The following is a 22,941-nucleotide window of genomic DNA, read 5'->3' on the forward strand; positions in this document are numbered from 1 at the left end:
TTACGGCATAGTACTGGCTCAAGGGGATTGCTAGTTTTTGACGAAAGGGAACTGAACTTGAACCACAGGGAAATCTTGGACATGAAAATACTGGTGACGGGGGCAACAGGGCTTATCGGCAGCATGCTATGCCGTAAGCTATGCCAAGAAGGGCATGAAGTACGAATCCTATCGCGGCGCAAGGACCCTAGCTTTCACGGGCTACCGGTTCGAGCATTTCAATGGAAAAACCCACAAGACAGGCCACCGAGAGAAGCCTTCGAAGAGTTAGACTCGGTCATAAATCTCATGGGCGAGCCCATCCTTGGGGGAATTTACACGAAAGCCAAGGAGAAGGCTATTTGGGATTCCCGCGTGCTTGCGACTCAACAGATTGCTAAGGCTTTGAAGGACGCTGGAAGCAATCTAAAGTCGTATGTCGGCGCATCGGCGATTGGCTATTACCCGTTCACATCAAGCACACAGAGGGAAGGCATGCCCGCAGGAGACCACAATCTCGCGAGGCTTTGCCAGGCATGGGAAGCTGCTCACAAACAGGTCAATCAGTGTGAACACCAAAGCATCGTTCGCATCGGTCTCGTGCTAAGCGCAATGTCACCGATGTTTCAAGCGACCATCCGATCTGGGCTCTGGCACACCTTGCCACAGTTCGGCTCAGGAGATCAGTATCAGAGCTGGATTCACATCGATGATCTAACAAATCTCTTTTTAGAAGCGTGTCATGGACGAATCGAAGGAGAGATCAACGGGGTAGCTGGCGCCACCACCAGCCGTGAACTAAACGAGCAGATGGGATCTTACTTTAGAGGCCCCATGATCAAGATTCCCGTGCCGAGCTTTATTCTGAAAGCTGTGGCAGGCCCTCCGGCCGATGTTTTGGTCAAGGGCCAGAGAATCGAATCGACTGCTTTGACTAAAAGCAAATTTAAGCTCCGATACACCGACGCTAACCTCGACGCAGCTTTAAAAAATTGTCTAAACCTCAGTAAGAATCCGAGAACAGGCGTACTAGAACCCTGCTTTCGATTTGAAGCGTTTCAATACCTTCCGAAGGACACAGAGGTGGTCTGGCCATTTTTTAGCGACCCGTACAACCTAGAAAAAATCACGCCAAAAATGCTAAAGTTCCATATCACTAACATCAACACCAAAGAAATTCAGGCTGAAAGTTTGATCGAATATAAGTTACGGCTGAGAGGAATACCCATTCGCTGGAAAACTCTGATCGAGTCTTACGACCCGAATAAGAGCTTTGTGGACACACAGCTGAAGGGACCCTACAGAATTTGGCACCACACCCACACGTTCGAGTCTTGCGGCCAAGGCACTCTCATGACAGATCGGGTCAACTATCAACTGCCACTGCTGCCATTCGGCATGGTCGCACTGCCCATTATTGCCAAGGATATTAAGGAGATATTCAACTATCGGCAGACCGTTATCAAAGATATTTTCAAAGTCGCTTAAAGACGTCCCAATAGCGGATCAGCCGCACCTTGCTGCCTCCCTCTCGGGAGGCTTTATTTTCCTAGTCTCCCCTCCGTTCGTTTCCGAAACTCAATAAGTAGCCTTAAACTTAAGGATTTTTGTTTGGTGAAACTCAAAATTTACACCATTCTCCTATTGAATTTGATTGCCAGCCTTCCAAGCTTTGGTGAGACTTTAGGCGTCTTTACATCAAGCATGACCCAAGCTCGGCAACTGAAGCGCAACTTAAGGCAAGACCCCCTACTCAAAGACCATCGCATACTAGTCTTCTCTCGCCAGCGAGACTTCGATCGAGCGGCAAAGTTCGAGAAGTTTGATTTCACCATCTTACCCTCTCGATATCCCGTTAGATCGGACCAATATGAGGCCTTGTTTCAATTGACTAGGCAGGGAGCTGCTACGTTTCGATATCAAATTATCACCTTGGAAGAGCGTTGGCGGGATATCAAGAGCTCTCCGCCAATCCTTGGAGCTTTCGATGAGTTGGGCCGACGCAACATGAATCAATTCGCGAAATCTATTTTCCCGAAATACCAATTCAAGCGAATTAAGCTCAGCGGCAAGCTCAAGGATTTATACCCCATGTTAGCCTTAGGTAATGTGGAAGTCATCATGATCGATCCCCAGGTTTTAGAAACCATCCGCAAAGATTCAAAGGCCACGCCGATCTTAATCGATCAATCGGAGCCTGTGGCTCTGCCAAAGATCTTTGTTAAGAAGGGCCATAAAAGCCCTCTCAATACCACTCTTGCAAACCTTAAAAAAGCAACCCTTCAAGCCTTAGGGGTGGATGATCTGAAGCGGATCACATCCGAAGGAGGGACATCACGATGAGAACACTCCAGCGACTCATTACTACTTGCTTATTGCTGACTGCAGGCATAGTAATACTCGCGCCTCAAGCTCTCTACAGCGATACGAAGCCGACAATACTTGTTGTTCGTCAACAACAACAATTATTCGAAGACTTCTACAAGATATTAGAAGTCGAGCTAGGTTCGTATCAACTCCATGATTTTATTCTTAAACCAAAACCGGACTACGATCGATTCAAAGCGGAAATCAACCAACGAAAGCCACAGCTACTGATTCTGCTGGATAACACCTCAATTGACTTCGCCCAGCGTTATAACAGAAAGGCAGCGAATCCCATTTTTGCGGTGGCGACTATGGGATTAAATCTCAAACATGTCCTGCAAGCTTCAAATTTCATTTCAGGGGTCGCCTTTGAGGTGCCTATTTACACATCGATTGTAGCCTTGCGATCCATCAGTAAGAAGCCTATCCGGCGAGTGCTCACCGTTTATCGCAAGGATGAATTTGCAGCCTTTATTGCCGATGCACGACACCAACTGAAGCGGGAGCAGATCATTCTATCTGGATTCGCAGTTGATCAATATATGGGAAATAGCGAGTCACTGAACCGCGCCCTCAAGAAAACCCTTCGTACCCGTCACGGCAAAAAACAATTCGATGCAATATGGGTGATGTCCGACAACCGCCTAATGAATCGCAATAACTTTCGCGACCTTTGGCTTCCTAAAGCTCAGGAACTGGACATTCCCTTTGTTTGCGGCTTGAAGTACCTCGCAAAGCCAGATCTCGACTTCTGTACCTTCGCAGCAACCCCAGACCTCAAAGATCTCGGTGCCCAGATTGCCGACCAGGTACTTCTCATACTAGATGAAGGTCACCACCCCAAGGAACTTGGTGTTGAGTATCTGCTCTCCCCTCAATTTACCATCAATAAGCGTAAGGCTCAGGCCATCGACTTCGAATTCTCGGTGGAACAGGAAGGCTCGATCGAGGTGGTCGAATGATGAGCCTTTCGAACTCGATCCGAGCGAAGACTATCGGTTTTGCACTTTCGGTGGTGTTGCTCTCGACCCTTTTTATTTCTGTGGGCCTATATTTTTCCATAAGTCAGCTGGTAGAACAATTTAGCGATGAATCAAGCAAACAATTTCAACTTATGGAAAATCAATTGCTCGCCGGGTCGGAAGAAACTCGTGCGAAGATAAAGGCTATTTTTGAAGAGCAAGCCCTAAGGAAGGCCAAGAACACCATCATTCGCGACGCTCTCGTCCTGAAGGTCCCTTTTTTAGAAAACTCCCACTCCTCCATCAATACCTATCTTGACGAAATTGTAGCGATCGACGCAGATATCGTATCGGCACTGTTTTTCTCAGTAGAGGATGGGCGGGCAAAGGCTTGGTTTCTTAAACAAGCGAACCTCACACAACCGATTAGCTACCAAACCCTCTATGATCAGGACTCTAAGGCCTGGATTTCCTACGACGAGCAAGGGCGCGAGTTTCTGCGGGTTCCTGACCACACCGCACCGCAAATTATGGCAAGTCAGGGACTGTCGATGCATCGTCGAACCCTTAAACTGGAGCAAAGCGGTCCGCCAATTCCAGTTTATGAGATCTCGATTCCAGTTTTTGAGGGAGAAAAAGATGATCTTCGTGAACTTATGGAGGATGGTGAGCCCATTGGTTTCCTAAGGTATCACTACTCCTTAGCAGGACTGCAAACTGCTGTTCAAACGGAAAAACAGCTGGCACAAAATAAATTACAGGATCTACAAAACAGGATTGCCAACATAAAACGTTCGTCTGTTGATGCAACTCAAGAATCAATCCGCAACTCCATCATCCTGACCCTTGTGGTCTTAGGTGGCGCTGTGACCGTTGCAATCTTCATTAGCTTTTTGATGTCTCGTCGATTTATAGAGCCGATTCTAAATTTGCAACAAGCTGCACAGCGAATCTCAGAAGGGAACTACCGTGATAGCATTGTTCCTGAAACACAAGACGAGTTAGGTTCGCTCGCTGCATCCTTTGAGAAAATGAGAATTGAAGTCAAGGACTACACAGAAAACCTTCAAACTATGGTCGATGAAAGGACTCACTGGCTTAATGAGACCCTGATGGAACTAGCAAAAACAAATCGTAGTATGAAAGTTCTTTTGGATCACATCAACCAAGGCGTTTTCGTGATAGGACGTCGTTACAAGGCTCTCGACGAGCACTCGCACAAGCTATGCCTGATTCTAGAGACAGACTTGATTGCAGGAGAAACCATAGATAGCCTGCTTCTTGACCACTCAAATCTTAGACCTGAAGCAAAATTGGCCGTCCGTTCATTGCTAAACGCCTCTCTCAATGAAAATACATTAAACTTTGTCGCCAATGCCCACATATTACCCAAAGAGATCATTTACCAACGGGGTGACAGCTCAAGCAAAATTATCGAAATCGAGTGGAATATGATCGAAGATGATAGCGACTGCGTTGCTGCTATTCTGGTGACCGTGCACGACGTTACCGAGTTAAGACAGCTACAACGTGAAAGCGTCGAGAAGCAAAAGGTTATTCAATACATCGAAGAGATGATTGAAACAGAAAGCCGTTCATTCATAACCTTTATTGACCAAGCTATTCATACTTTGCATCATGCATTGCAAGTCATTTCAGAGAGTAGCACACCCTCGTTACAGGATGCTAAAACCATCTTTCGTCAGCTTCATACAATTAAAGGTAACGCCGCAACTATCGGCCTTCGCATCTTATCCCAAGTGGTTCACGAAGCGGAGATTCCGTTCAAGCGAATTATCGATGGCCAAACCACCACGCGGGAGGATATTCTCCCTGCCATGAGAGACGTTTCACACTGCCTGGAGGAGTATAGCCGTATTCACAATGAAGTTTTAAAGCGAGATAGTGGATTAGAAGGCTATGATGATCTTAAGCTACAATCTGTGACTCTTTTGCTCGAACTCAATCATTGGCAGGATATTGACTACCAGATGCTCGATGAAGTCATTCATGGCCAAAAGATCTATACAGCAATTCTCGCGCCGTACTGCAAACGTTTGATCGACGCCCACCGTGCATCCGATCGAGTTACCGTGCATTGGCAGGCACCCTTTCCTATTTTCCTTGAGGCCCATCGCTACTTTAAAGTCAGAGATTGCCTGACTCACCTGATTCGTAACTCTATCGATCATGGGCTCAGTAAATCCGACGACGATCAGCAAATCGTGGTATCGATCACATTCGAGCCCTATGATCATTTTTTGCGAATTCACTACCGGGATGATGGACAAGGAATTTCTCTTCGGCAAATTAGGGCCAAAGCCGAAGAGCGCCGTCTAGCATTAGATCAGAGAAGTCTTCAGGAAGTAGCAGACTTAATTTTTGAACCTGGTTTTAGCACCAGTGATACTGCTACTGATGTTTCGGGCCGTGGCATGGGCATGGACATCGTGCGACACGAACTAGAGTCTCTGGGAGGCTCTATTGCCGTTAAAGTGGATGAGAATACGGCCGAAGATCGACTTCCCATCCACTTTCAAATGACTATTCCACTGCACGCGAGCAATGACCACCATCAAAAAAGCTCTTAACTGAACTTAGCGATTCGGTGGGAACTTTTTAAGCTTTCGCTGCAAGCTTTGGCGACGAATTCCCAACCAGTCAGCGGCGTGGGTAATGTTGCCATTGCATTTAGCAAGAACATACTCGATGTATTCGCTCTCACGCCTAGCAAGGCTAATGCGCTCACCAGACTCTGTCTCGTTCTTAACGGGATCGTCCTCTTCCACAACATCCAAAAGCGCGTCTACCACCTGGTCCATAGAAACTGGCTTCGTTAGGTAGTTCGCAGCACCAAATTTCATTGCTTCTACCGCTGTGGAAATGGTTCCATAGCCAGTAAAGAGAACAACCCGCATGTCGGGGCGACCTTCTTTGAGCCGTTTCAAACATTCAAGACCAGAGTCCTGATTAAGTCTCAGATCAACTAAGCCATACTGAGTGGATTCCAGCCTATCTTTGTCGAGGTTTTTCCAATTATCAGACCCATAAGCCTCAAAGCCTCGCGCTCCGAGTTCAAGGATAAGGCTCTCGCGAAAATCCTCATCGTCCTCTAGAACCAACAATTTTGGTCTTGCATTATCTTCCATAATTCTTCCTCGATATTCTAAATGAAATCCTTGCACCTTTATCTAAATTTTCGACGTCCAAGCGCCCACCAAGCAATTGGCTAATAAGCTGGGCATGATAGATTCCAAGCCCACTTCCGCCAACTTTTTGAGAGTTAAAAGGTTCGCCAAAATATTCCAAAACTTCTGGAGGAAACCCAGGGCCTTCGTCGTCGATTGAAAATGTGATGTACTTATCATCGTGGCTCAACGACAGGCGTACACAACCGCACTTATCATCCATGGCTTCGGCGGCGTTATCCAATAGATCTAGTACCACCTGGGTGACAGCACCAACAGGCAGTGCCACCATGTAGGTCGGAAAATCATGAGACCGTATCCGAATCCGACCATTGTTCTCGCTTCTAAGCCAAGAGTCAGCGGTTTCATCGATCAACTTACCGAAATCAACCGTTTCCAAAACTGTTTTCTCAGGATCTACCTGGATATCCGCCAGCTTTTTCAACGCTGACTGTGCTTTCTTCAGAGAAACCTGAATCGATTCGATATTGTCGATGAGGTCATCATCGGTGCCTTCATAATCCCGCTTAATTCGGTCGAATCTGATGCCAATGTTATTGAGCGGAGTCGCAAGCTGATGGCAAACGCCAGACGATATGGCTCCAATCGCACGCAATCGATCCATGCGCAACCGGGCTCGCTTTAGATGCTCCACCTGCTCGCCCTGCTGAAAAAGCTTCGTAATCAACGATCCACAAATCATCATTAAGCTCACTCCGACCACAGATTCGACCACCATGTCAACGAATGGCTGGGTCCAGGGAACGGCGTTGGGAATGTCCCTTCGAAACACTTTTTGTAGCAGAACAATGTCGACGATTAACACCGATCCATAGATCATCGAGTGCTGTGATCGCAAGGCCATCGACGCGAGCGTCGCGTAAATAAAGATCAGAGAGCTAAATGGATTATTCCAACCGCCTGTCATGGCGAGTAGAGTTGATAATTGGATCAGATCGAAATATAGGCCGACAAGTACCAGCTGCCTTGGATGGAAGTCCCAAGGTGAATCTTTCCTATAAATGTAATTAAAGATCACATTGTATAGAGGAACCAAGCCCATCACGAAAATGTACCAGAGAATATTGCTCTGATCGACAAAGCCGAGAAGCAGTGCAGGAATAAGACTGATAAACTGCAATATACTCACCAACCACCGTAGGCGAGTAAACCATTGCAGCAAATCGATATCTTCACCAGGATTCTTGAGCTGTTCCAGCCAACGTTTCAACCGCAAGCTCCTTTCCGCATCGTCTTCAACTTCCGCACTCCCCACTGGAAGCCCCATCTTAGCAAGAGTCAATTGTTTCCCCAATGTTAAATTCGAGCCTAATCGAATAAAGCACGAGTGGCTTGGTTACGTGCGTCCACACACAATTCTATATATGTAAACCTAGTCGTCATCGGTGCTTTCGAGAGACTGGTTTCCGACGGAAGCAACGAACCTCTCTTTCGGAGAGGCACGTCAGTTAAAGAGCTTTACGGTGCACAGACGCACCGGTCGAACCAGCTTTCCCCGTTTTTATAGACGATTAACCGCTCAGGGACAGCGCCTCCTATTGTGGCCACCAGTCCATACGACATACTCAGCGTGAGAGCTTTTGCCAAGTCACTAAGTTTTCTGTAGGATCTTACTATCGATGACTCTCTCGGAGCGCAGACTCCATGACCTGCCAACCATATCTTTACTTCGATTGCCAAACGACCCATGCCAGCCCGAAGCATGGCAGGATACTTGAGGCAGCCTGGGCTGTAGGAGATGAAAAAGGTGCCGTTGTTTCTGGAACACAGCAATGCGCTCTTATCGGCGACCAGCCGCCGCAAATCACGGGACAAATTCGAAAGCTTACAGGTATCGAAGTGGATGCCTGGAACCACGAAACGGCAATTTCTGAGGATGACTTAGCAAACACAATTGGTCGCAAGCTCAAAGAAAACCCCAGGCTGACTATTGTGATTCACTACGCTCAGTTTGAGCGCCGCTTTCTCCAGGGCCTGCTACCCGATCTCGATTGGTCGCAGCTAAACATTCTATGCAGCCACCGTTTTTCAAAGCTGCTGATTCAGAACCTGCCGTCTTATAGCCTCCGCGCTGTGGCAGGATTCCTCGGCCACTCCATGGAAGAAAAAAAACGCTCTAATGACCACCTCAACGGCACTGTAATCGTGTGGCAAGAGCTACTTCGACGCATGGCCAGCCTTGGAATAAGCCCTCACGACTTCCAAAAACTTATGGCAAAGAAATCTATCCAGCGAGTTCAGCCCGCGATCAAGAAATTCGGTCAGATCATATCTCCAGAAATTCGACTCGGAGTCCCAAGCACCCCAGGAATCTATCGATTCTACGACCGATCACGGCGGGTCTTATATGTGGGGAAAGCCAAAAACCTCAAGAATCGGGTCAACTCCTACTTTCGCGGACGAACCAGCAAGGGCAGCCGTTTGAACGAGATGTTGAGTCAGGTTCAAGGCCTTGATTGGTTGGAAGCAAGGAGCGAGTTTGAAGCTCTGCTCCTTGAAAACCGAACCATAAAAACCTACGAGCCCCCTTACAATAGACAGCTAAAAACAGAGCAACGGACGATTACCCCATTGACCAGCCAAGAACTCGGCCTAACAAAAACATCGGCTATCACTGTGGGCTATTTCACAGGGCTCGAACAAAAAACAAGGTTTGTGACTCTCTGGCACTTTATGGGACATTGCACCAATACCATCCAAAATGATTTCACCTTGCCCTGGCCCGTAGCAGGCACTGATGATCAAGATGCCTTCATTCACGAGACCCTACGGCTACTCCATGGCAAACTATCGGCTTTGACCACAACTGGTCGTCATAAAGAAATGCTTGCTGCATGGCGCAAGTATCGCATCGATCACCAACGAGAACTGGAAGACAAGAAGCAAAAGACGAAAGCTGACGAGATCGAAATTGAACCGAAGATTCCAGACCAAAAGCAGCAAGCCCCGACTGCAGACGAATATAGCGAACAGCTTTGGCAATGGCTCCTGCAAACCTTACATCGCTGCCGACAAACCCTCATCTATCGGCAACTCAATCACAGCCATTGGATATTTGAAAGGAAGACTGGTGGTTGGGCAGATTTAAGAGTCGGACAAGGCCAATTTGAAATTCACTATCCTGCTAAAAAGCCAGCGATTCCAAACTCCCCAAAAGCTCCCTTGGCGCAGCCTCTGTCAGTGACGAGCTACGATCAGGGAGCCCTTTTGTACCAGCATATGAGGCGGCTATGGAGGCATGGCCAAGACTTTCATATTGCCCTTCCTTACCAATCACCCATCACGCCCTCATCCGTAGCCACTTTCTTGGCTTAACCGCCACTTTTACGTATATTCCTGCACAAGAAGTTGGTGAATTGCTGATATTTCCGAATTAATTCCATAGAGAAGCTTCCTACCTTCGGACTTTCTATGATATTGACTTTAGTCAAGTTGATACTGAACCCTGACGGAGGCGTTAATTAGGCATGTCTGTGAAGAATTCTGAGTACGATCATAAAGCGATCGAATCACGGTGGCAAAAATTTTGGCTTGAAAACAAGACATTCAAGACCTCGGATGATAGAAGCAAACCAAAGTACTACGTTCTGGATATGTTTCCCTACCCCTCTGGTTCTGGCTTGCACGTTGGTCACCCGGAAGGCTACACAGCTACAGATATCGTCGCCCGATACAAGCGAATGAAAGGGTTCAATGTTCTCCACCCAATGGGCTGGGACGCCTTCGGACTACCTGCCGAACAGCACGCAGTAAAAACCGGAACTCATCCCAAGGACACGACCAAAACCAATGTGGATAACTTTCGTCGTCAGATTCAATCGATAGGCCTGTCCTACGATTGGGATCGCGAGATCAACACCACCGATGAAAAGTATTATAAGTGGACCCAATGGATCTTTTTGAAGCTCTACGAACAAGGGCTTGCCTACCAGTCTTGGGAGCCAGTGAACTGGTGCCCGGCGCTGGGTACAGTGCTTGCCAACGAAGAGGTCATCGACGGCAAGTCTGAAGTCGGAGACTTCCCTGTTATCAAAAAGCCGATGCGCCAGTGGGTACTCAAAATCACAGCTTACGCAGAGAAGCTCCTTGAAGACCTTGACCTGTTGGATTGGCCCGAGTCCATCAAAGACATGCAACGTAATTGGATAGGTAAAAGCGTCGGCGCAGAAGTAAAGTTTGCCGTAAAAGGCTGTGACTCAGATTTCACTGTTTTTACTACCCGGCCGGATACGCTGTTCGGAGCTACCTTCTGTGTGCTTGCTCCGGAGCATAGCCTAGTGAAAAAGATTAGTAGCGCAGAACAACGCTCGGTGGTGGAAGATTATGTCACGCAGGCTCAAAATCGTTCTGAACGAGATCGCATGACTTCGACTGAGAAGACAGGAGTTTTCACTGGGGCCTATGCAATCAATCCCGCTAATGGCGAAGAGCTACCGATCTACATTGCTGACTATGTCATCGCAAGCTATGGCCACGGAGCGATCATGGCTGTTCCTGGCCACGATGAGCGTGATCATGAGTTCGCAAAAAAGTACAACATCGCCATCAAGCGAGTTCTTGAAGGTGGACCTGAAAATATCGAAGACGAAGCTCATGTTGGCGACGGCACCATCGTCAACTCAGATTTCTTAAATGGCAAGTCAAAAGACGATGGTATTGCCGCCATGAGCCAGTGGCTTGAAGATAAGTCTCTCGGTAAGAAAACTGTAACTTACAAGCTTCGTGACTGGCTGTTCTCCCGGCAACGTTACTGGGGAGAGCCGATGCCAATTGCCCTCGACAAAGATGGCAAAGAGGTGGCTGTTGAAGAATCTGAACTACCCATTGTTCTTCCTGATATGAGCGAATTCAAGCCAACAGGTGATGGTGAGCCGCCATTGGCCAATGCCAAAGAATGGCTCACTTACGAAAAAGATGGCAAAACCTACACTCGCGAAACCAATACGATGCCTCAGTGGGCAGGATCGTGCTGGTACTACCTACGATACATCGATCCTAACAACGATGAAGCGCCTTGGGGTAAGGAAAAAGAAAACTACTGGATGCCAGTAGATCTTTATGTGGGTGGCGTCGAGCATGCTGTACTTCACCTACTCTATGCCCGATTCTGGCATAAGGTCTTGTATGACCTTGGTCTTGTCTCCACTAAAGAGCCCTTCCAGAAGCTAGTCAATCAGGGCATGATCCTTGGCGAAAATGGCGAAAAGATGTCCAAGAGCCGAGGCAATGTCGTAAACCCCGATGATGTGATTGAACAGTGGGGAGCCGATGCGTTCAGACTCTATGAAATGTTCATGGGTCCTTTAGAAGCAACGAAACCTTGGAAAACTGATGGGATCAACGGCACTTCACGCTTTATCAAACGCCTTTGGCGATTGCTAGTTGATGACGATGGTCACGCCAAGCAAACCCAGGGTAGCGAGTCGGAAGCCTTCACAAAAGCACTTCACAAAACCATCAAAAAGGTGAGTGAAGACACCGAAGCGATGGCTTTTAATACCGCGATTTCTGCCATGATGGAGCTAAGCAACCTAGCCTATAAAGAGGATGCGGGAATTCGTCGGGAAAGCGCCGAAACCATGATTCGCCTCATTAGTCCTTATGCGCCACATGTTGCAGAGGAGCTATGGTCTCTCTACGGACACGACGAGAGCATCAGCTACGAGCCGTGGCCACAATACGATCCTGCCTTGTGTGTAGAGAACTTGGTCACCGTTTCACTGCAAGTCAACGGTAAATTTCGAGGCACCATTGAAGTTGCCAAGGATGCGGCCCAGGATGAAGTCCTTGCGATGGCTAAGGCTGTACCCGCTGTCGCTAAGTTTCTAGATGGTAAGGAGATCAAGAAAGAGATCTTTGTACCAGGAAAGATTGTGAACTTTGTCGCCAAATAGGCTACTAGGATAGGAGATCGACTCCTATCCTCACCCCCCAAGCCAATGACTTCAATCTAACAACATGGTGCTCCTTCTTGCCAATAGAGAAGCCTAGACGCATCTTATCCTTCACTGAGTCTGGCAAGGTTTGAAGGCTCATGATATGCTGCCGGAGAAGCCTTTACCTGGAGAATTGTGAGCTATGAAGCAAACCGGAACTCTTACTGTAATCATTTCTATGGCTGTTGGGATTTTTGGCCAGACACTGGCCTCGCACTTAAAGATCCCTGCGATCATCCTACTTCTATTCCTTGGGGTCTCAATCGGTCCCGATGGACTTGGGTTGATTGACCCATCACGACTCGGCAATCTTTTAGCAACCATCGTTGGTTTCGCAGTGGCTGTCATTCTTTTCGAAGGGGGACTCCAACTTGAAGTACGACGACTTAGGCGACAGGCCACTGTCATCCAAAGGCTGATAGGCTCAGGAGCGATCATCACTGCTGTCCTAGCATCTCTGACTTGCTATTATATCATGGGCTGGGAGTGGCAGATTTGCCTTCTCTTCGGAACACTTGTCATCGTAACAGGCCCCACTGTCGTCACTCCACTGCTGAGGCGTATCAAAGCAAATCGCCGCCTCCATACCATTTTAGAGGCAGAGGGTGTGCTTATCGACCCCGTTGGAGCGATCATTGCTGTGGCGGCATTAGATTTCGTCATCGGCAGTCAAGCGACCGATGCCTTCTGGGATACCATGTTATTTCTGATCTCTACCTTGGCCTTTGGCTTTTTAGCGGGAGTGGCAGGTGGCTTTCTCATTGGCTACTCCTTAAAACTGAACAAGCTCATCCCCCGAGATCTAGAAAACATGTATACGCTGGCTCTTGTGATTCTACTCTTCGAGGTATGTAATCAGGTGCTTCACGAAAGTGGGATCATGGCAGTGACCGTAGCCGGAATCATTGTTGGTAATATGAAACTACCAGCCACCCACCGGCTGTTGCATTTCAAAGAACAGCTTACCATTATGTTAATTGGCTTCCTATTCGTTCTCCTAGCTGCGGATATTCGCATGGTAGATGTCATAGCCTTGGGTTGGCCAGGAATCGGCGTCGTGCTGAGCTTGATCTTTATCGTCCGCCCCATAAACGTTCTCTGGTCCGCCCGTGGGAGCCGCCTCAGCTGGAATGAAAGACTGTTTATGTGTTGGCTAGCACCGCGAGGAATCGTCGCCGCTGCTGTTGCATCCCTATTTGCCTTTGACTTAAGTCGAGCCGAAATCGGCGGGGGCACAGAGATGAGAGCGCTGGTATTTTTGGTCATTGCCTCTACAGTTGTGATGCAAGGCCTAAGTGCGGGGCCTATCGCCTCGTTGCTCAAGGTGAGGCGTAAGAGCAATTGGGGCTACGTAATCATCGGAGCCAACCAGGTTTCGCGGGTACTAGCTAAAATTCTATCGTTTAACAAAGAAGATGTTGTGCTGGTCGATTCTAATAGCGCTAGTTTCTACGAAGCATCTGAAGAGGGCTTTCGAGTGATCTATGGCAATGCATTGGAGGAATCGGTTCTTATGAGAGCAGGTATTGATGTGCGGCGCTCTGTGATCGCTTCTACGCCGAACAATGACCTCAATATCATGGCCCTAAAGCGGACCAAGGATTTTGACCACAATATCCGCGTGTGCATCGCCACCCAGCGGAACTCGCATGTGGACGAAAAGGTTGTAAAATCTATGGAGGCTCGAACCTTGTTCGGTTGCCGGACCGATTTTAACCTATGGCTCCATCGAATTTCTCAAGGCACAGCAGTGGTCTGGAAACTACGGACAGAGCAAGGCGCTAAGTTCAAACTCTCGTCAGATAATATTGCAGATGGCCCCAACAACGATCGCTCCGTCTTGTTTCTGGCCGCCAAACCGAAGGGATATTGGGAGCCAGCATTCGATGGCATGGAAATCGGGGAAAACCAAGAACTCTTCGCATTAGTTTACACCGATCTTACAGAAGAAAACGTCCTTGACTGGCTCGCCGAGTATAAAATATCACGCCTTGAAGCTACTAAGATCGATGACTTAAAGTTGGTTTCTCCGGAATCGGATCACTAACAAACGTTAAACAGGGGCTAGGAGGCTTGGCGAAAGTCGTTCTCCAACCCCACACGAGGCTCTCTGATCTTACTCTTAGGTTTTGAATGGTGTGGTGGCTTAGGAGGAGGTTTTGTCGCTTGTTTTCCAGGTTGAGGCTTTCCACCGAGAACCGCACACTCAAGCTTGCCAAGTTCCCTGCTCATATACTGCGCCTGTCGATCGAGCTGCAACGAAGCAGAGGCTGTTCGATCGGCAATCTCTGAGTTTTCCATAGTAGCACTATCAATCTCATCCATAGCCTGCGATATGTTTTGAATCCCTTCAGCCTGCTCCCGCGAGGCCTCTAAGATCTCTTCCATGGATCGATTCACATGGGTTGCGTGGTCAACAACTTCGGCAAGAATGGACTCACAACGATCTGATATTCCTGCACCAGCATCAACTTTGGCACTGGTTTCAGCCATCACTTTCGTAAGAGACGCTCTAGATTCCTGCACTATCTGATCAACATCTTCCTGGCTTTGCTGGAGAAGGCTGCTGATATCCTTGGCTGCCTTGCCACTTAAAGTCGCCAGATTGCCAATTTCCTGAGCTACCACAGCGAAGCCAAGCCCTTCTTTTCCAGCGCGAGCCGCCTCAACGGATGCATTGAATGATAGCAGCTTGGTTTGAAAGACGATGTCATTTATCACACCAGTTTTACTGCGGATCTCATGAATGATCTTGACAGTCTGACTCATTCGATCATTATTTTTGCTCGACTGTTCACTCAATTGTTCAAGAGACGACTTGATCTCTAACATGGACTGCCGCATTTCTGCGACCACCTCTCGCCCTTCATGGGAAATGTCGTGACTCGTTTTGGAATTCTGGGCGGCTTTCTCCGCATGATCCAGTGACCTCCGAACCATTGCCGTGATCTCGTTCAGAGTGGCCACGGTTTCTTGTATGGCAGACCCTTGCTCAACCACAGCACTGCTCAAGACTCGGGATGCATCTCCAAGCTCTGAACTGGATTGACGATTCGCTCGATTGGCCTTTCGAAGCTTCCGGCTGGTAACACCAAGGTCTTTGACAATGCGCATCACGGCAATAGTGGATAGAATTGAAATCACAAGTATCAAAACAACGATGAATACATAAAAAATCTCAAGCTGAACCTTCAGAGCTTGATTTTGAACAATTCTATTTTCCGCAAACTCGTGGACGTCAGTTCTGATTTGCTTCAAGTTGTTGATGAGCTGACGACGCTTTTCGACAAGCCCCTCGTGCGCCCGACGCAGATCACCATGGTTTTTTTTCAGTCGATTCAACTGTTCTAAATAGCCTTGACTGAGGCGCTTCAGCTGCCGACGCTCTCCCCGTGAAAATGTGTAGTCCTGAGACAAGAAGCTCTGGAATCGCTTACCAAGAGATTCAGCTTGTATGAACCACTTGTCATCTCGAAATATTTGAAAATTCTTTTCTTGCTCTCTCATCCGCAAAAGATGAACCAATGCCTGGTTCTTGCGCCAAGACTGGCTCTTTTCAATAGCCCTTGCCATGCTGCTTGCTGATTTCGTAAGCGCACCTATCAGCCCTTCGTCTAGGCTGCCTTCAAGGTCCTTATATTGAATTTGATTACTGATAATCTCACGGTAGGCCTGAGACGCTTTTGCGAATGACTGGATGTAGACTTGATTGATTCCGTTTTGCCGATCTTCGCTGAGAATTTCAATGGCATGGTTTATCTTGGAAAAGTGGTTCTCGATAACCCCTAGGCGCTGCTCCAACCGCGCACCGTCTGTTGCTAACTCTAGTGCTTGAACTTCGTGGAGACTCGACTCGATAATCGCCAGCTCAGAACTCGCCAACTCGACTTCGATAATTGTACTTTCATAGGCATCCGACAGCTCCAACGAGTACCAAACCCCAAGAACTGCGCCTATAATTGAAAACCCACTCAGACAAAGTAGTGAAAAACCTACTTTCCGGCTGAGAGACCAAGATCTTACAGACATCTTTCCCTCCAGCCCCAATTGTCGGTGCGCTCGGAGAAAACTTAATTCGTTCGATTGTCTACAGAAGTTTTCACCACTTAGTCGAATTCGAGACAGGTTTGGATCATTCTCAAAACCTAAGCCAATTCCCTAGCCTTAGGATACCCACGAGAGGTAGATCTATTGAGGTATCCATGAATGCAAGGCCGAATTCTTACCAAATCGGACCAAACCCTATAGTTTTAGTGACGACCGGTGGGGCGTTAATCTACTGAGTCGGAACCTTGAATTCCTTTAGAATTGCAGCATACTCGCCTGATTTTCGCATACCCGCTAAGGCCTCGTCGAAGGCTTCTAATATTTTTTTGCTATGTGGCTTCGCCTTGGGTGCTAACAGAAATAGGTCATTTACTTTTACTGGTGGCTTCAAGTACTTAAAGTCGCCCTGCTTTAGGCTTTGATTTCGATCAATTTCGTATTCAAGAACACCCTCTGCCATGACAATCAAGTCCACTCGCCCCCTGTGGAGAACCTCTAGATTCTTGGACGGGTCTAAGGCTACCCGCTTCTGCAAAAAACTCGCCCGATCAAACTCTTCGCTTGTTGCATACCCTTTACTCACACCTATTTTATATGGTGTTAGGTCTTTCAAGTCCTTCCATTTCGAACGCCCTAAGCCTTTTTTAGCTACAAAAAACGTATTGACTCTAAAAAATGGCTGGGAATAGAGGAAATCCTCTTCCCGCTCTTTCGTATAATATGCCGCGACAAGAACGTCTCGTTTGCCCTTTTCCGTGAGCTTAATCGCTCGCGACCAGTCGAGATACTCAATTTTTGCTTGGTAACCCGCTTTTTGAAATGCAGTCAGAACAATTTTACCTAAAAACCCCTGCTCAGGAATATTGTCTGCCATATATGGAGCCCAGTTGGTTGTCACCAATCGTAGCTCCTGATCTTGAGCCTCGGCCGCACCAACCCATAAAAGGCATATAACGAGCCCCAAGGCTTTGGTTCGGCAAGGCAAGTGGTCGAGAAATGAAGCAAGGTATTCCATGATTCTAACCCCTAGTCGATGTAGCAAAAAACAGGTTGCCCTATCAATATACCATGAACATCGCTCACAACAGCTTCCTTAGGTCAGGAATAAATGCTGGTGTCGTCTTCATATACTCTTCAAACCCAGGCTTGGTTTTCTTGAGTCGCTTTTCCAATAAGTCAACTCCCGATACTTTTCTTAAAAATATACTCATGATGAGTGGACCGAAGAATGTAAGGTAGCCGCCACTTGCCAAAGCCAAGACATAGTAGCCCCACCAAAGTAACCCATCTCCAAAGTAATTGGGATGCCGGGTCAAGGCCCACAAGCCTGAATCGAGAACCTGCCCCTTGTTTTCAGGGTTCGCCTTGAAGGCCTTAAGCTGACGGTCACCGACCACTTCAAATCCAAAACCTAGCAACCAGATAATCGAACCCAGAATAACCAACCAGCTGTGATCCTCGCTTAAATCTTGTGTCATGGTCCAAAAAAGAGGTGCTGATATCACAACCGACAAAAGCCATTGAAAGGCAAAGATATAAACTAGGCTCTTCCACCAAAAACCAGGGCTATTCCGCTCCCTCATCGCCTGATAGCGATAGTCCTCGCCTTTGCCAATGCTTCGCACCGCTATATGGTAGCTGAGGCGAAGCCCCCAAAGGGTTACTAAGGTAATCATTACGAACTGACTTAAACTAGGCAAGCTCCAATGCCAAAAAGCGACTTGAGCATGAACCACAAAAGATAAGCCCCAAATAGAATCGATAATACTGGCGTCTTTTTTAATGAGACTCACCAACCAACACAAAAAGAACAGGGCTGCGGAACTTAGAACGCAATCTAATAGCAAGTCGCCACTCATGAAGCACTCCATCAAGTTGATCCGTTATGAGCCGGCTCAAAAAACTCCCTTCCCATTGATCACACAGGATTCAAAGCCAAATCGGAGCGGAGTTTACAGAGGTAATTGAGCACCGAAGCATCGTGATGACCAAGATCGATTGACTGTGAAGTTAATTTTGAGCCCGACTCTATTGTTTTACAGAATTAAGGAAAGGCCCGCAAGGATTGCAAACATGCGGCACGTATGAAAAAAAGGAGGCGTTTAGGAAAATAAGCTGCGGGAAATCCCTAGCTAGAGTAGGATTTCCCCATTAGGATTATAGCCTGCGCAGATGGTTTCATCAGCAACTTGGTTTGCTGGTAGAGGTAACTCGGTTCCGGAATTCACAAATTCGCAACTTTCACTTTCAGCATTAAAATACACCAACTCAGCTTGGACATTAGTTGGTTCAGCGAATGCGAGTTCGACTACATAATCTTTGCAAAGTAATGCCACGGCCGCATCAAGCACGGCAAAAGCCACTAGCTTTCTCATCTATATTTTCTCCGATGTTTTGCTTACTAACCCGATCGGAGCCTTGTTCAGAACGACTAAGGAAATGTGGTATCTATCTGTAACAGCTAGTGTTTCGGGTACTAATTTTTCTTCGCTGAACTCTTCTAAAATGTGAAAAACGTTACGCTAAATCAGAATTCATCCTTTTTTTTACGAATCGCTGCGAAAACATCCGTTTCCGACGTCACCCTCAGACCGAGTGAGCTGGCTAGATTGCTATCATCAGCCCTGAGAAAGGGATTGAGCTGCTTCTCTCGGCCCAGAATACAGGGAATGCTGGGTCTGTTACTAGCCCTAAGCTGATGCACTTCTTGGGCATAGCCTTTCAGAGCAGCGGAATCTGGTTCGAGGCTTAAAGCGAACTTTGCATTAGCGGCTGTATACTCATGGGTGCAATACACCCTAGTTTGGTCTGGTAAGTCTCTAATTTTCTTTAGGCTGGCCCACATCTGATGAGGACTTCCTTCAAACAGCCGACCGCAACCTAGTGAAAATAAGGTGTCACCGGAAAAAAGTGCCTTTTCAGATTCAACCCAGAAGGCAATATGCCCAACGGTATGACCAGAAACCTCAATCACTTCAGCTTCCACAGCTCCCAAGGTGAGTCGGTCACCCTCCGACAGCTTGTGCTTGATGTTTGGGATGCGTTTATGATCTTCCTTAGACCCCCAAACATCAGCATCGAAACGGTCGACCAATGCCTTTATCCCGCCGGTATGATCCCAATGGTGGTGGGTCACCCAAATCGCGTCCAACCCCCAACCTTGATTGTCGAGGAAGGACTCAACAGGCTCAGCTTCAGCAGGATCAACCACTGCACAGCACCCTGTTTCTGAGTCTCTGAGAATATAAATATAGTTGTCTTCAAGCACCGGGAGCTGGTAAACGTCAAGCGACACAGGACCTCCTTATCTTTCAGCAATCGGCCCACATTCTGAACGAAAAAAGAGTGTTTGTCATCAGGCCAAAGCATGGCACACTCTTGCGTCGGCACTAAAGCTTAAAGTTTCTAGCTGACTCCAGAGGCTTTGCGCAGCTTCCCGAAGCAATTCGTGACGATTGCGATATAAAAAGAAACTAACCTCAACTGGCTTGGAAATATCCAGCAACATCAGACTACCGACACGCAAGTCGTGAGCTACTTTGTAATGGGGTACAAAACCCCAGCCTAAGCCTTCTCGAATAAGCTCTAGCTGAGATGACATCTGGTTCACCTGCCAAAGTTTGCCAGGCTGCATCCTATTGTAATCACCATCCAAATCTGGCGTAGATTTCTGATGATCCAAAGTGATTTGTGGCAGTGACTCTGCCCACAGGTGATTCGATAGAGGGCAATGGGGCACCGCTACCGGCACCAAGTCGATCGAGCCCCAAGGCAGCACTTCGAGCCCTTCAACCAGGTGCTTGTGATGGCTAATACCGATGTCAAATTCCCTGGCCAGGAGACTTCTCACGATTGTTTCCGAGTCAGAGACATTTAGATCCAAGCTGACTTCCGGAAACTGATGAGTCACATTTGAAAAAACCCGTGAAAGGGGCTTGAGTGGGCATAAACTGCTAACGCGAAGCCGCAGTTCTCGCTCCTGAGATTGGGCCAACCCTCGACAAAAACGCTCCAGATTGTCGGACTCCTCAACCAATGCTAAGGCTCGCTGATAGAGCATACGGCCTTCGGCTGTTAGTTCGGAGCGATGACGGTTGCGATCGAACAACTTAAAGCCAAGTTCATCCTCAAGAGCCTTGATTGCGTAGCTAACCGCAGATTGCGCTCGATGGAGTCTCTCCGCAGCCCCCCGGAAGCTTCCTGTATCGATGATACACAAAAGCACCTTGAGCTGGTCCAAAGTCATAGAATCCCTCCGAAACAGTTGTATCCACCTAAAATAATTGAACACAAATTTCCAAATGGAAGGAAACATCTGGCCTTTATCTTATATTTATTGACATACTTTAAATATCTATTGTCCTTTCATCACGACGGAAAAAGAGCTATATATTTCATAGGGTATGTCGTTTTAGGAACAGAAATCGAGGGATTGAAGAAAGATGATCTTGACATTTATAGGCATCCCACTTATTTTGGGCACCTCTAAGACTAAATAAGTCATTAAGACTCCATCACTTGGTAGGGAAGTGATGATTTTGGGGAAAGCGCGATAAGCGCTCTCCCTTTTTTGTTTCTGCTTTTCGGGCTAATCTTAATCGCTTTGATAAGCCTAAAGCCCTCTCGCCACCTAGAGTTCTACAGCTACTTTTTAGCAATGATCCAGACTGCGTGTACAATACCAGGAATATAGCCAAGCAATGTTAAAATAATATTGATCCAAAAGTGCTTTCCTAGGCCGACTTGAAGAAAAACTCCAAGTGGAGGTAAGATAACCGCAAATATAATTCTAATCAGGTCCATACATCACCCCTTAGTGATTTTTGTTAAAGTCGTTTCACTCGCCCTGTCTCTGCAAGCTCTATACCTGAGTCAGAATATGTCAAATAAACATTCGATCCAAACGGAAGATGCAATCGGATTTGGGCAAGGTCAATTCCATTCTCTGCTATGTTGAAAGCAAACGCCACAAGTCTCGCGCTTGCTTGCTTAATCCTCATTTGCTAGTTATCGAAATTGATTTCAATAACTACACGCAGATAGATATGACACTCATACCAACAGAAACAGAAGTCAAAGACATTCCGGGCCCCAGACCATTCCCGCTTATTGGGCACATCCCCTACGTTTTAAGTAGCAACCCTTTTGAGCGAATGATCCAGCTTTGTCGTCGCTATGGTGGACTCTTTCGCCTACAGCTGTATGAAGACAGTGTCGTAGTTGTGACCGACAGTGACATTGTTGAAGAACTGCTCGACGAGAATCGCTTTGAAAAGAGGGTTGTCGGAATACTTGACTCAATCCGCCCCATAGCTGGTGACGGCCTCATCACAGCGAGAAATGATGAAGAGAACTGGGCACGGGCACATAGAGTTCTAAAGCCCGGATTTGGCCGTCGAGCTATGAGCCACTATCTCCCCGTGATGATCCAGACCACCCGAAAGCTGGTGGATCGCTGGGCCAAGCTAGAGGGAGAATGGTTGGACGTGAACACCGATTTTACACGACTCACTATTGAGATTATCGGTTTATGTGGCTTCAACTATAGCTTTAACTGCTTCGAAAAAGAACGTTTAGATGAGTTCATCGAAACCATAGATTCCATACTCAGTGAAGCAACGATAAGCCATCAGCTACCGCCATTTATTAATCGATTAAGGCCAGGCGCAAACAAGCGAATGCGATTAAACCAAGAGGCCACAGCTAAGATTTTCGATCGTATCGTAAAAGAACGACAAGCAAAGGGGGAATGGAATCATCACGACTTCCTCGCTATGATGCTTCACGGACGGGATCCGAAGGATGGTTCGCAATTGAGTGAAGAAAACATTCGCTACCAGTTGATTAGCTTTTTGATCGCAGGCCACGAAACCACTCGCAGCTTATTATCGTTTACCCTCTTTTTTCTAAGCAAGCATCAAACAGTCTTAGACCGGGCAAGGACTCTAGTGGACCAGGTTTTTGCCGAGGGTGATCGAGATCTAAGCTTTCAAGATCTGAGCCGTCTATCGTACCTCCAACAAATTTTGAATGAGAGTCTACGACTGTGGTCGACTGCTCCGGCATTCATGGTTGGCCCAAAGGAAGAAACCATACTGAGGAACGGCTATCGAGCCCGTAAAAACGATACGTTTTTTATTTTCTTAGCTGGCCTGCACCGAGACCCTAAAATTTGGGGTCAAAATCCAGAACGATTCGATCCTGATCGCTTTGCCCCGGAAGCAGTTCGTGTTAGACCAGCCCATGGCTATCGCCCGTTTGGTAACGGGAAGAGATCTTGCATTGGTCAACACTTTGCCATGACAGAGGCCCAGATTGCACTAGCTTACATTCTGTATTTCTTCGATATCGAGGGAGACCCTTGTTACGAACTTAAAATTGATCATAGCCTTACCATTAAGCCAAAGAATTTCTATTGTCGAGTGCGTAAGCGCCGATGAT

Annotated in this window: 18 protein-coding genes; 8 read left to right on the plus strand and 10 right to left on the minus strand. The window is 47.3% G+C overall.

Going from position 1 to position 22,941, the window contains the following annotated elements; genetic code table 11:
* Window positions 1-81: 81 nt before the first annotated feature.
* The 4 genes from B9N89_RS32260 to B9N89_RS04640 all read left to right on the plus strand — a co-directional run bounded on the left by B9N89_RS32260 (window position 82) and on the right by B9N89_RS04640 (window position 5,899).
* Complete coding sequence (locus tag B9N89_RS32260) at window positions 82-1,467, plus strand: DUF1731 domain-containing protein (protein WP_200820664.1); 1,386 nt, start codon at window positions 82-84, stop codon at window positions 1,465-1,467.
* Window positions 1,468-1,593: 126 nt separating this feature from the next.
* Window positions 1,594-2,322: a hypothetical protein gene (locus B9N89_RS04630; RefSeq protein WP_132316353.1), complete on the plus strand. Its 729-nt coding sequence runs from the start codon at window positions 1,594-1,596 to the stop codon at window positions 2,320-2,322.
* Window positions 2,319-3,308 carry a type 1 periplasmic-binding domain-containing protein gene (locus B9N89_RS04635; protein ID WP_132316351.1) on the plus strand — a complete coding sequence of 330 codons (990 nt, stop codon included), beginning with the start codon at window positions 2,319-2,321 and terminating at the stop codon, window positions 3,306-3,308. The genes B9N89_RS04630 and B9N89_RS04635 overlap by 4 nt, the downstream gene beginning before the upstream one ends.
* Window positions 3,305-5,899 (plus strand): ATP-binding protein, encoded by a 2,595-nt coding sequence (locus B9N89_RS04640; RefSeq protein ID WP_132316349.1) that lies wholly within the window; start codon window positions 3,305-3,307, stop codon window positions 5,897-5,899. Before B9N89_RS04635 ends, B9N89_RS04640 begins: the two co-directional genes overlap by 4 nt.
* A gap of 6 nt (window positions 5,900-5,905) precedes the next feature.
* Here the strand turns inward: B9N89_RS04640 and B9N89_RS04645 are convergent, their stop codons facing one another.
* A complete protein-coding gene (locus tag B9N89_RS04645) occupies window positions 5,906-6,457 on the minus strand; it encodes a response regulator transcription factor (protein ID WP_132316347.1) in 552 nt (183 codons plus the stop codon).
* A complete protein-coding gene (locus B9N89_RS04650) occupies window positions 6,447-7,799 on the minus strand; it encodes a sensor histidine kinase (RefSeq protein ID WP_132316345.1) in 1,353 nt (450 codons plus the stop codon). The genes B9N89_RS04645 and B9N89_RS04650 overlap by 11 nt, the downstream gene beginning before the upstream one ends.
* 362 nt (window positions 7,800-8,161) lie before the next feature.
* On the opposite strand from B9N89_RS04650, the gene B9N89_RS04655 reads away from it, so the two are divergent.
* Entirely contained in the window at window positions 8,162-9,832 is a 1,671-nt protein-coding gene (locus B9N89_RS04655; protein ID WP_132316343.1) for a GIY-YIG nuclease family protein, read from the plus strand.
* Window positions 9,833-9,984: 152 nt separating this feature from the next.
* Window positions 9,985-12,411, plus strand: a complete 2,427-nt coding sequence (gene leuS, locus B9N89_RS04660; RefSeq protein ID WP_132316341.1) for a leucine--tRNA ligase — start codon at window positions 9,985-9,987, stop codon at window positions 12,409-12,411.
* Between the two features lie 4 nt (window positions 12,412-12,415).
* On the opposite strand, the gene B9N89_RS31825 is transcribed toward leuS, so the two are convergent.
* Window positions 12,416-12,553 (minus strand): hypothetical protein, encoded by a 138-nt coding sequence (locus tag B9N89_RS31825; RefSeq protein ID WP_207912194.1) that lies wholly within the window; start codon window positions 12,551-12,553, stop codon window positions 12,416-12,418.
* A gap of 42 nt (window positions 12,554-12,595) precedes the next feature.
* On the opposite strand from B9N89_RS31825, the gene B9N89_RS04665 reads away from it, so the two are divergent.
* Window positions 12,596-14,500: a cation:proton antiporter gene (locus B9N89_RS04665; protein ID WP_132316339.1), complete on the plus strand. Its 1,905-nt coding sequence runs from the start codon at window positions 12,596-12,598 to the stop codon at window positions 14,498-14,500.
* Window positions 14,501-14,517: 17 nt separating this feature from the next.
* On the opposite strand, the gene B9N89_RS04670 is transcribed toward B9N89_RS04665, so the two are convergent.
* The 7 genes from B9N89_RS04670 to B9N89_RS04700 all read right to left on the minus strand — a co-directional run bounded on the left by B9N89_RS04670 (window position 14,518) and on the right by B9N89_RS04700 (window position 21,303).
* Window positions 14,518-16,482, minus strand: coding sequence for a methyl-accepting chemotaxis protein (locus B9N89_RS04670; RefSeq protein WP_132316337.1), 1,965 nt, complete (start codon window positions 16,480-16,482; stop codon window positions 14,518-14,520).
* A gap of 247 nt (window positions 16,483-16,729) precedes the next feature.
* Window positions 16,730-17,515: a substrate-binding periplasmic protein gene (locus tag B9N89_RS04675; protein WP_132316335.1), complete on the minus strand. Its 786-nt coding sequence runs from the start codon at window positions 17,513-17,515 to the stop codon at window positions 16,730-16,732.
* Window positions 17,516-17,579: 64 nt separating this feature from the next.
* Window positions 17,580-18,359 (minus strand): DUF1295 domain-containing protein, encoded by a 780-nt coding sequence (locus B9N89_RS04680; protein ID WP_132316333.1) that lies wholly within the window; start codon window positions 18,357-18,359, stop codon window positions 17,580-17,582.
* A gap of 273 nt (window positions 18,360-18,632) precedes the next feature.
* A complete protein-coding gene (locus B9N89_RS04685) occupies window positions 18,633-18,875 on the minus strand; it encodes a hypothetical protein (protein ID WP_132316331.1) in 243 nt (80 codons plus the stop codon).
* A 152-nt stretch (window positions 18,876-19,027) separates the two neighbouring features.
* A complete protein-coding gene (gloB, locus tag B9N89_RS04690) occupies window positions 19,028-19,795 on the minus strand; it encodes a hydroxyacylglutathione hydrolase (RefSeq protein ID WP_132316329.1) in 768 nt (255 codons plus the stop codon).
* A gap of 60 nt (window positions 19,796-19,855) precedes the next feature.
* On the minus strand, window positions 19,856-20,746 hold the full coding sequence (locus tag B9N89_RS04695; RefSeq protein ID WP_159455144.1) for a LysR family transcriptional regulator: 891 nt from the start codon (window positions 20,744-20,746) through the stop codon (window positions 19,856-19,858).
* A gap of 398 nt (window positions 20,747-21,144) precedes the next feature.
* Window positions 21,145-21,303, minus strand: a complete 159-nt coding sequence (locus B9N89_RS04700) for a YqaE/Pmp3 family membrane protein (protein WP_132316325.1) — start codon at window positions 21,301-21,303, stop codon at window positions 21,145-21,147.
* A 107-nt stretch (window positions 21,304-21,410) separates the two neighbouring features.
* Here B9N89_RS04700 and B9N89_RS04705 point away from each other — a divergent pair, with 107 nt between their 5' ends.
* On the plus strand, window positions 21,411-22,940 hold the full coding sequence (locus B9N89_RS04705; protein ID WP_132316323.1) for a cytochrome P450: 1,530 nt from the start codon (window positions 21,411-21,413) through the stop codon (window positions 22,938-22,940).
* Window position 22,941 lies beyond the last annotated feature (1 nt).

The organism is Pseudobacteriovorax antillogorgiicola (genome assembly GCF_900177345.1).
In the GTDB taxonomy this organism is placed as follows: Bacteria; Bdellovibrionota_B; Oligoflexia; order Oligoflexales; family Oligoflexaceae; genus Pseudobacteriovorax; species Pseudobacteriovorax antillogorgiicola.

What these genes read in the sequence shown, in the direction of transcription:
- B9N89_RS32260 (WP_200820664.1), top strand. Translation starts at nt 82, where the DNA reads ATGAAAATACTGGTGACGGGGGCAACAGGGCTTATCGGCAGCATGCTA.
- B9N89_RS04635 (WP_132316351.1), top strand. Translation starts at nt 2,319, where the DNA reads ATGAGAACACTCCAGCGACTCATTACTACTTGCTTATTGCTGACTGCA.
- B9N89_RS04640 (WP_132316349.1), top strand. Translation starts at nt 3,305, where the DNA reads ATGATGAGCCTTTCGAACTCGATCCGAGCGAAGACTATCGGTTTTGCA.
- B9N89_RS04645 (WP_132316347.1), bottom strand. Translation starts at nt 6,457, where the DNA reads ATGGAAGATAATGCAAGACCAAAATTGTTGGTTCTAGAGGACGATGAG.
- B9N89_RS04655 (WP_132316343.1), top strand. Translation starts at nt 8,162, where the DNA reads ATGACCTGCCAACCATATCTTTACTTCGATTGCCAAACGACCCATGCC.
- leuS (WP_132316341.1), top strand. Translation starts at nt 9,985, where the DNA reads ATGTCTGTGAAGAATTCTGAGTACGATCATAAAGCGATCGAATCACGG.
- B9N89_RS31825 (WP_207912194.1), bottom strand. Translation starts at nt 12,553, where the DNA reads ATGAGCCTTCAAACCTTGCCAGACTCAGTGAAGGATAAGATGCGTCTA.
- B9N89_RS04665 (WP_132316339.1), top strand. Translation starts at nt 12,596, where the DNA reads ATGAAGCAAACCGGAACTCTTACTGTAATCATTTCTATGGCTGTTGGG.
- B9N89_RS04670 (WP_132316337.1), bottom strand. Translation starts at nt 16,482, where the DNA reads ATGTCTGTAAGATCTTGGTCTCTCAGCCGGAAAGTAGGTTTTTCACTA.
- B9N89_RS04675 (WP_132316335.1), bottom strand. Translation starts at nt 17,515, where the DNA reads ATGGAATACCTTGCTTCATTTCTCGACCACTTGCCTTGCCGAACCAAA.
- B9N89_RS04680 (WP_132316333.1), bottom strand. Translation starts at nt 18,359, where the DNA reads ATGAGTGGCGACTTGCTATTAGATTGCGTTCTAAGTTCCGCAGCCCTG.
- B9N89_RS04685 (WP_132316331.1), bottom strand. Translation starts at nt 18,875, where the DNA reads ATGAGAAAGCTAGTGGCTTTTGCCGTGCTTGATGCGGCCGTGGCATTA.
- B9N89_RS04695 (WP_159455144.1), bottom strand. Translation starts at nt 20,746, where the DNA reads ATGACTTTGGACCAGCTCAAGGTGCTTTTGTGTATCATCGATACAGGA.
- B9N89_RS04700 (WP_132316325.1), bottom strand. Translation starts at nt 21,303, where the DNA reads ATGGACCTGATTAGAATTATATTTGCGGTTATCTTACCTCCACTTGGA.
- B9N89_RS04705 (WP_132316323.1), top strand. Translation starts at nt 21,411, where the DNA reads ATGCAATCGGATTTGGGCAAGGTCAATTCCATTCTCTGCTATGTTGAA.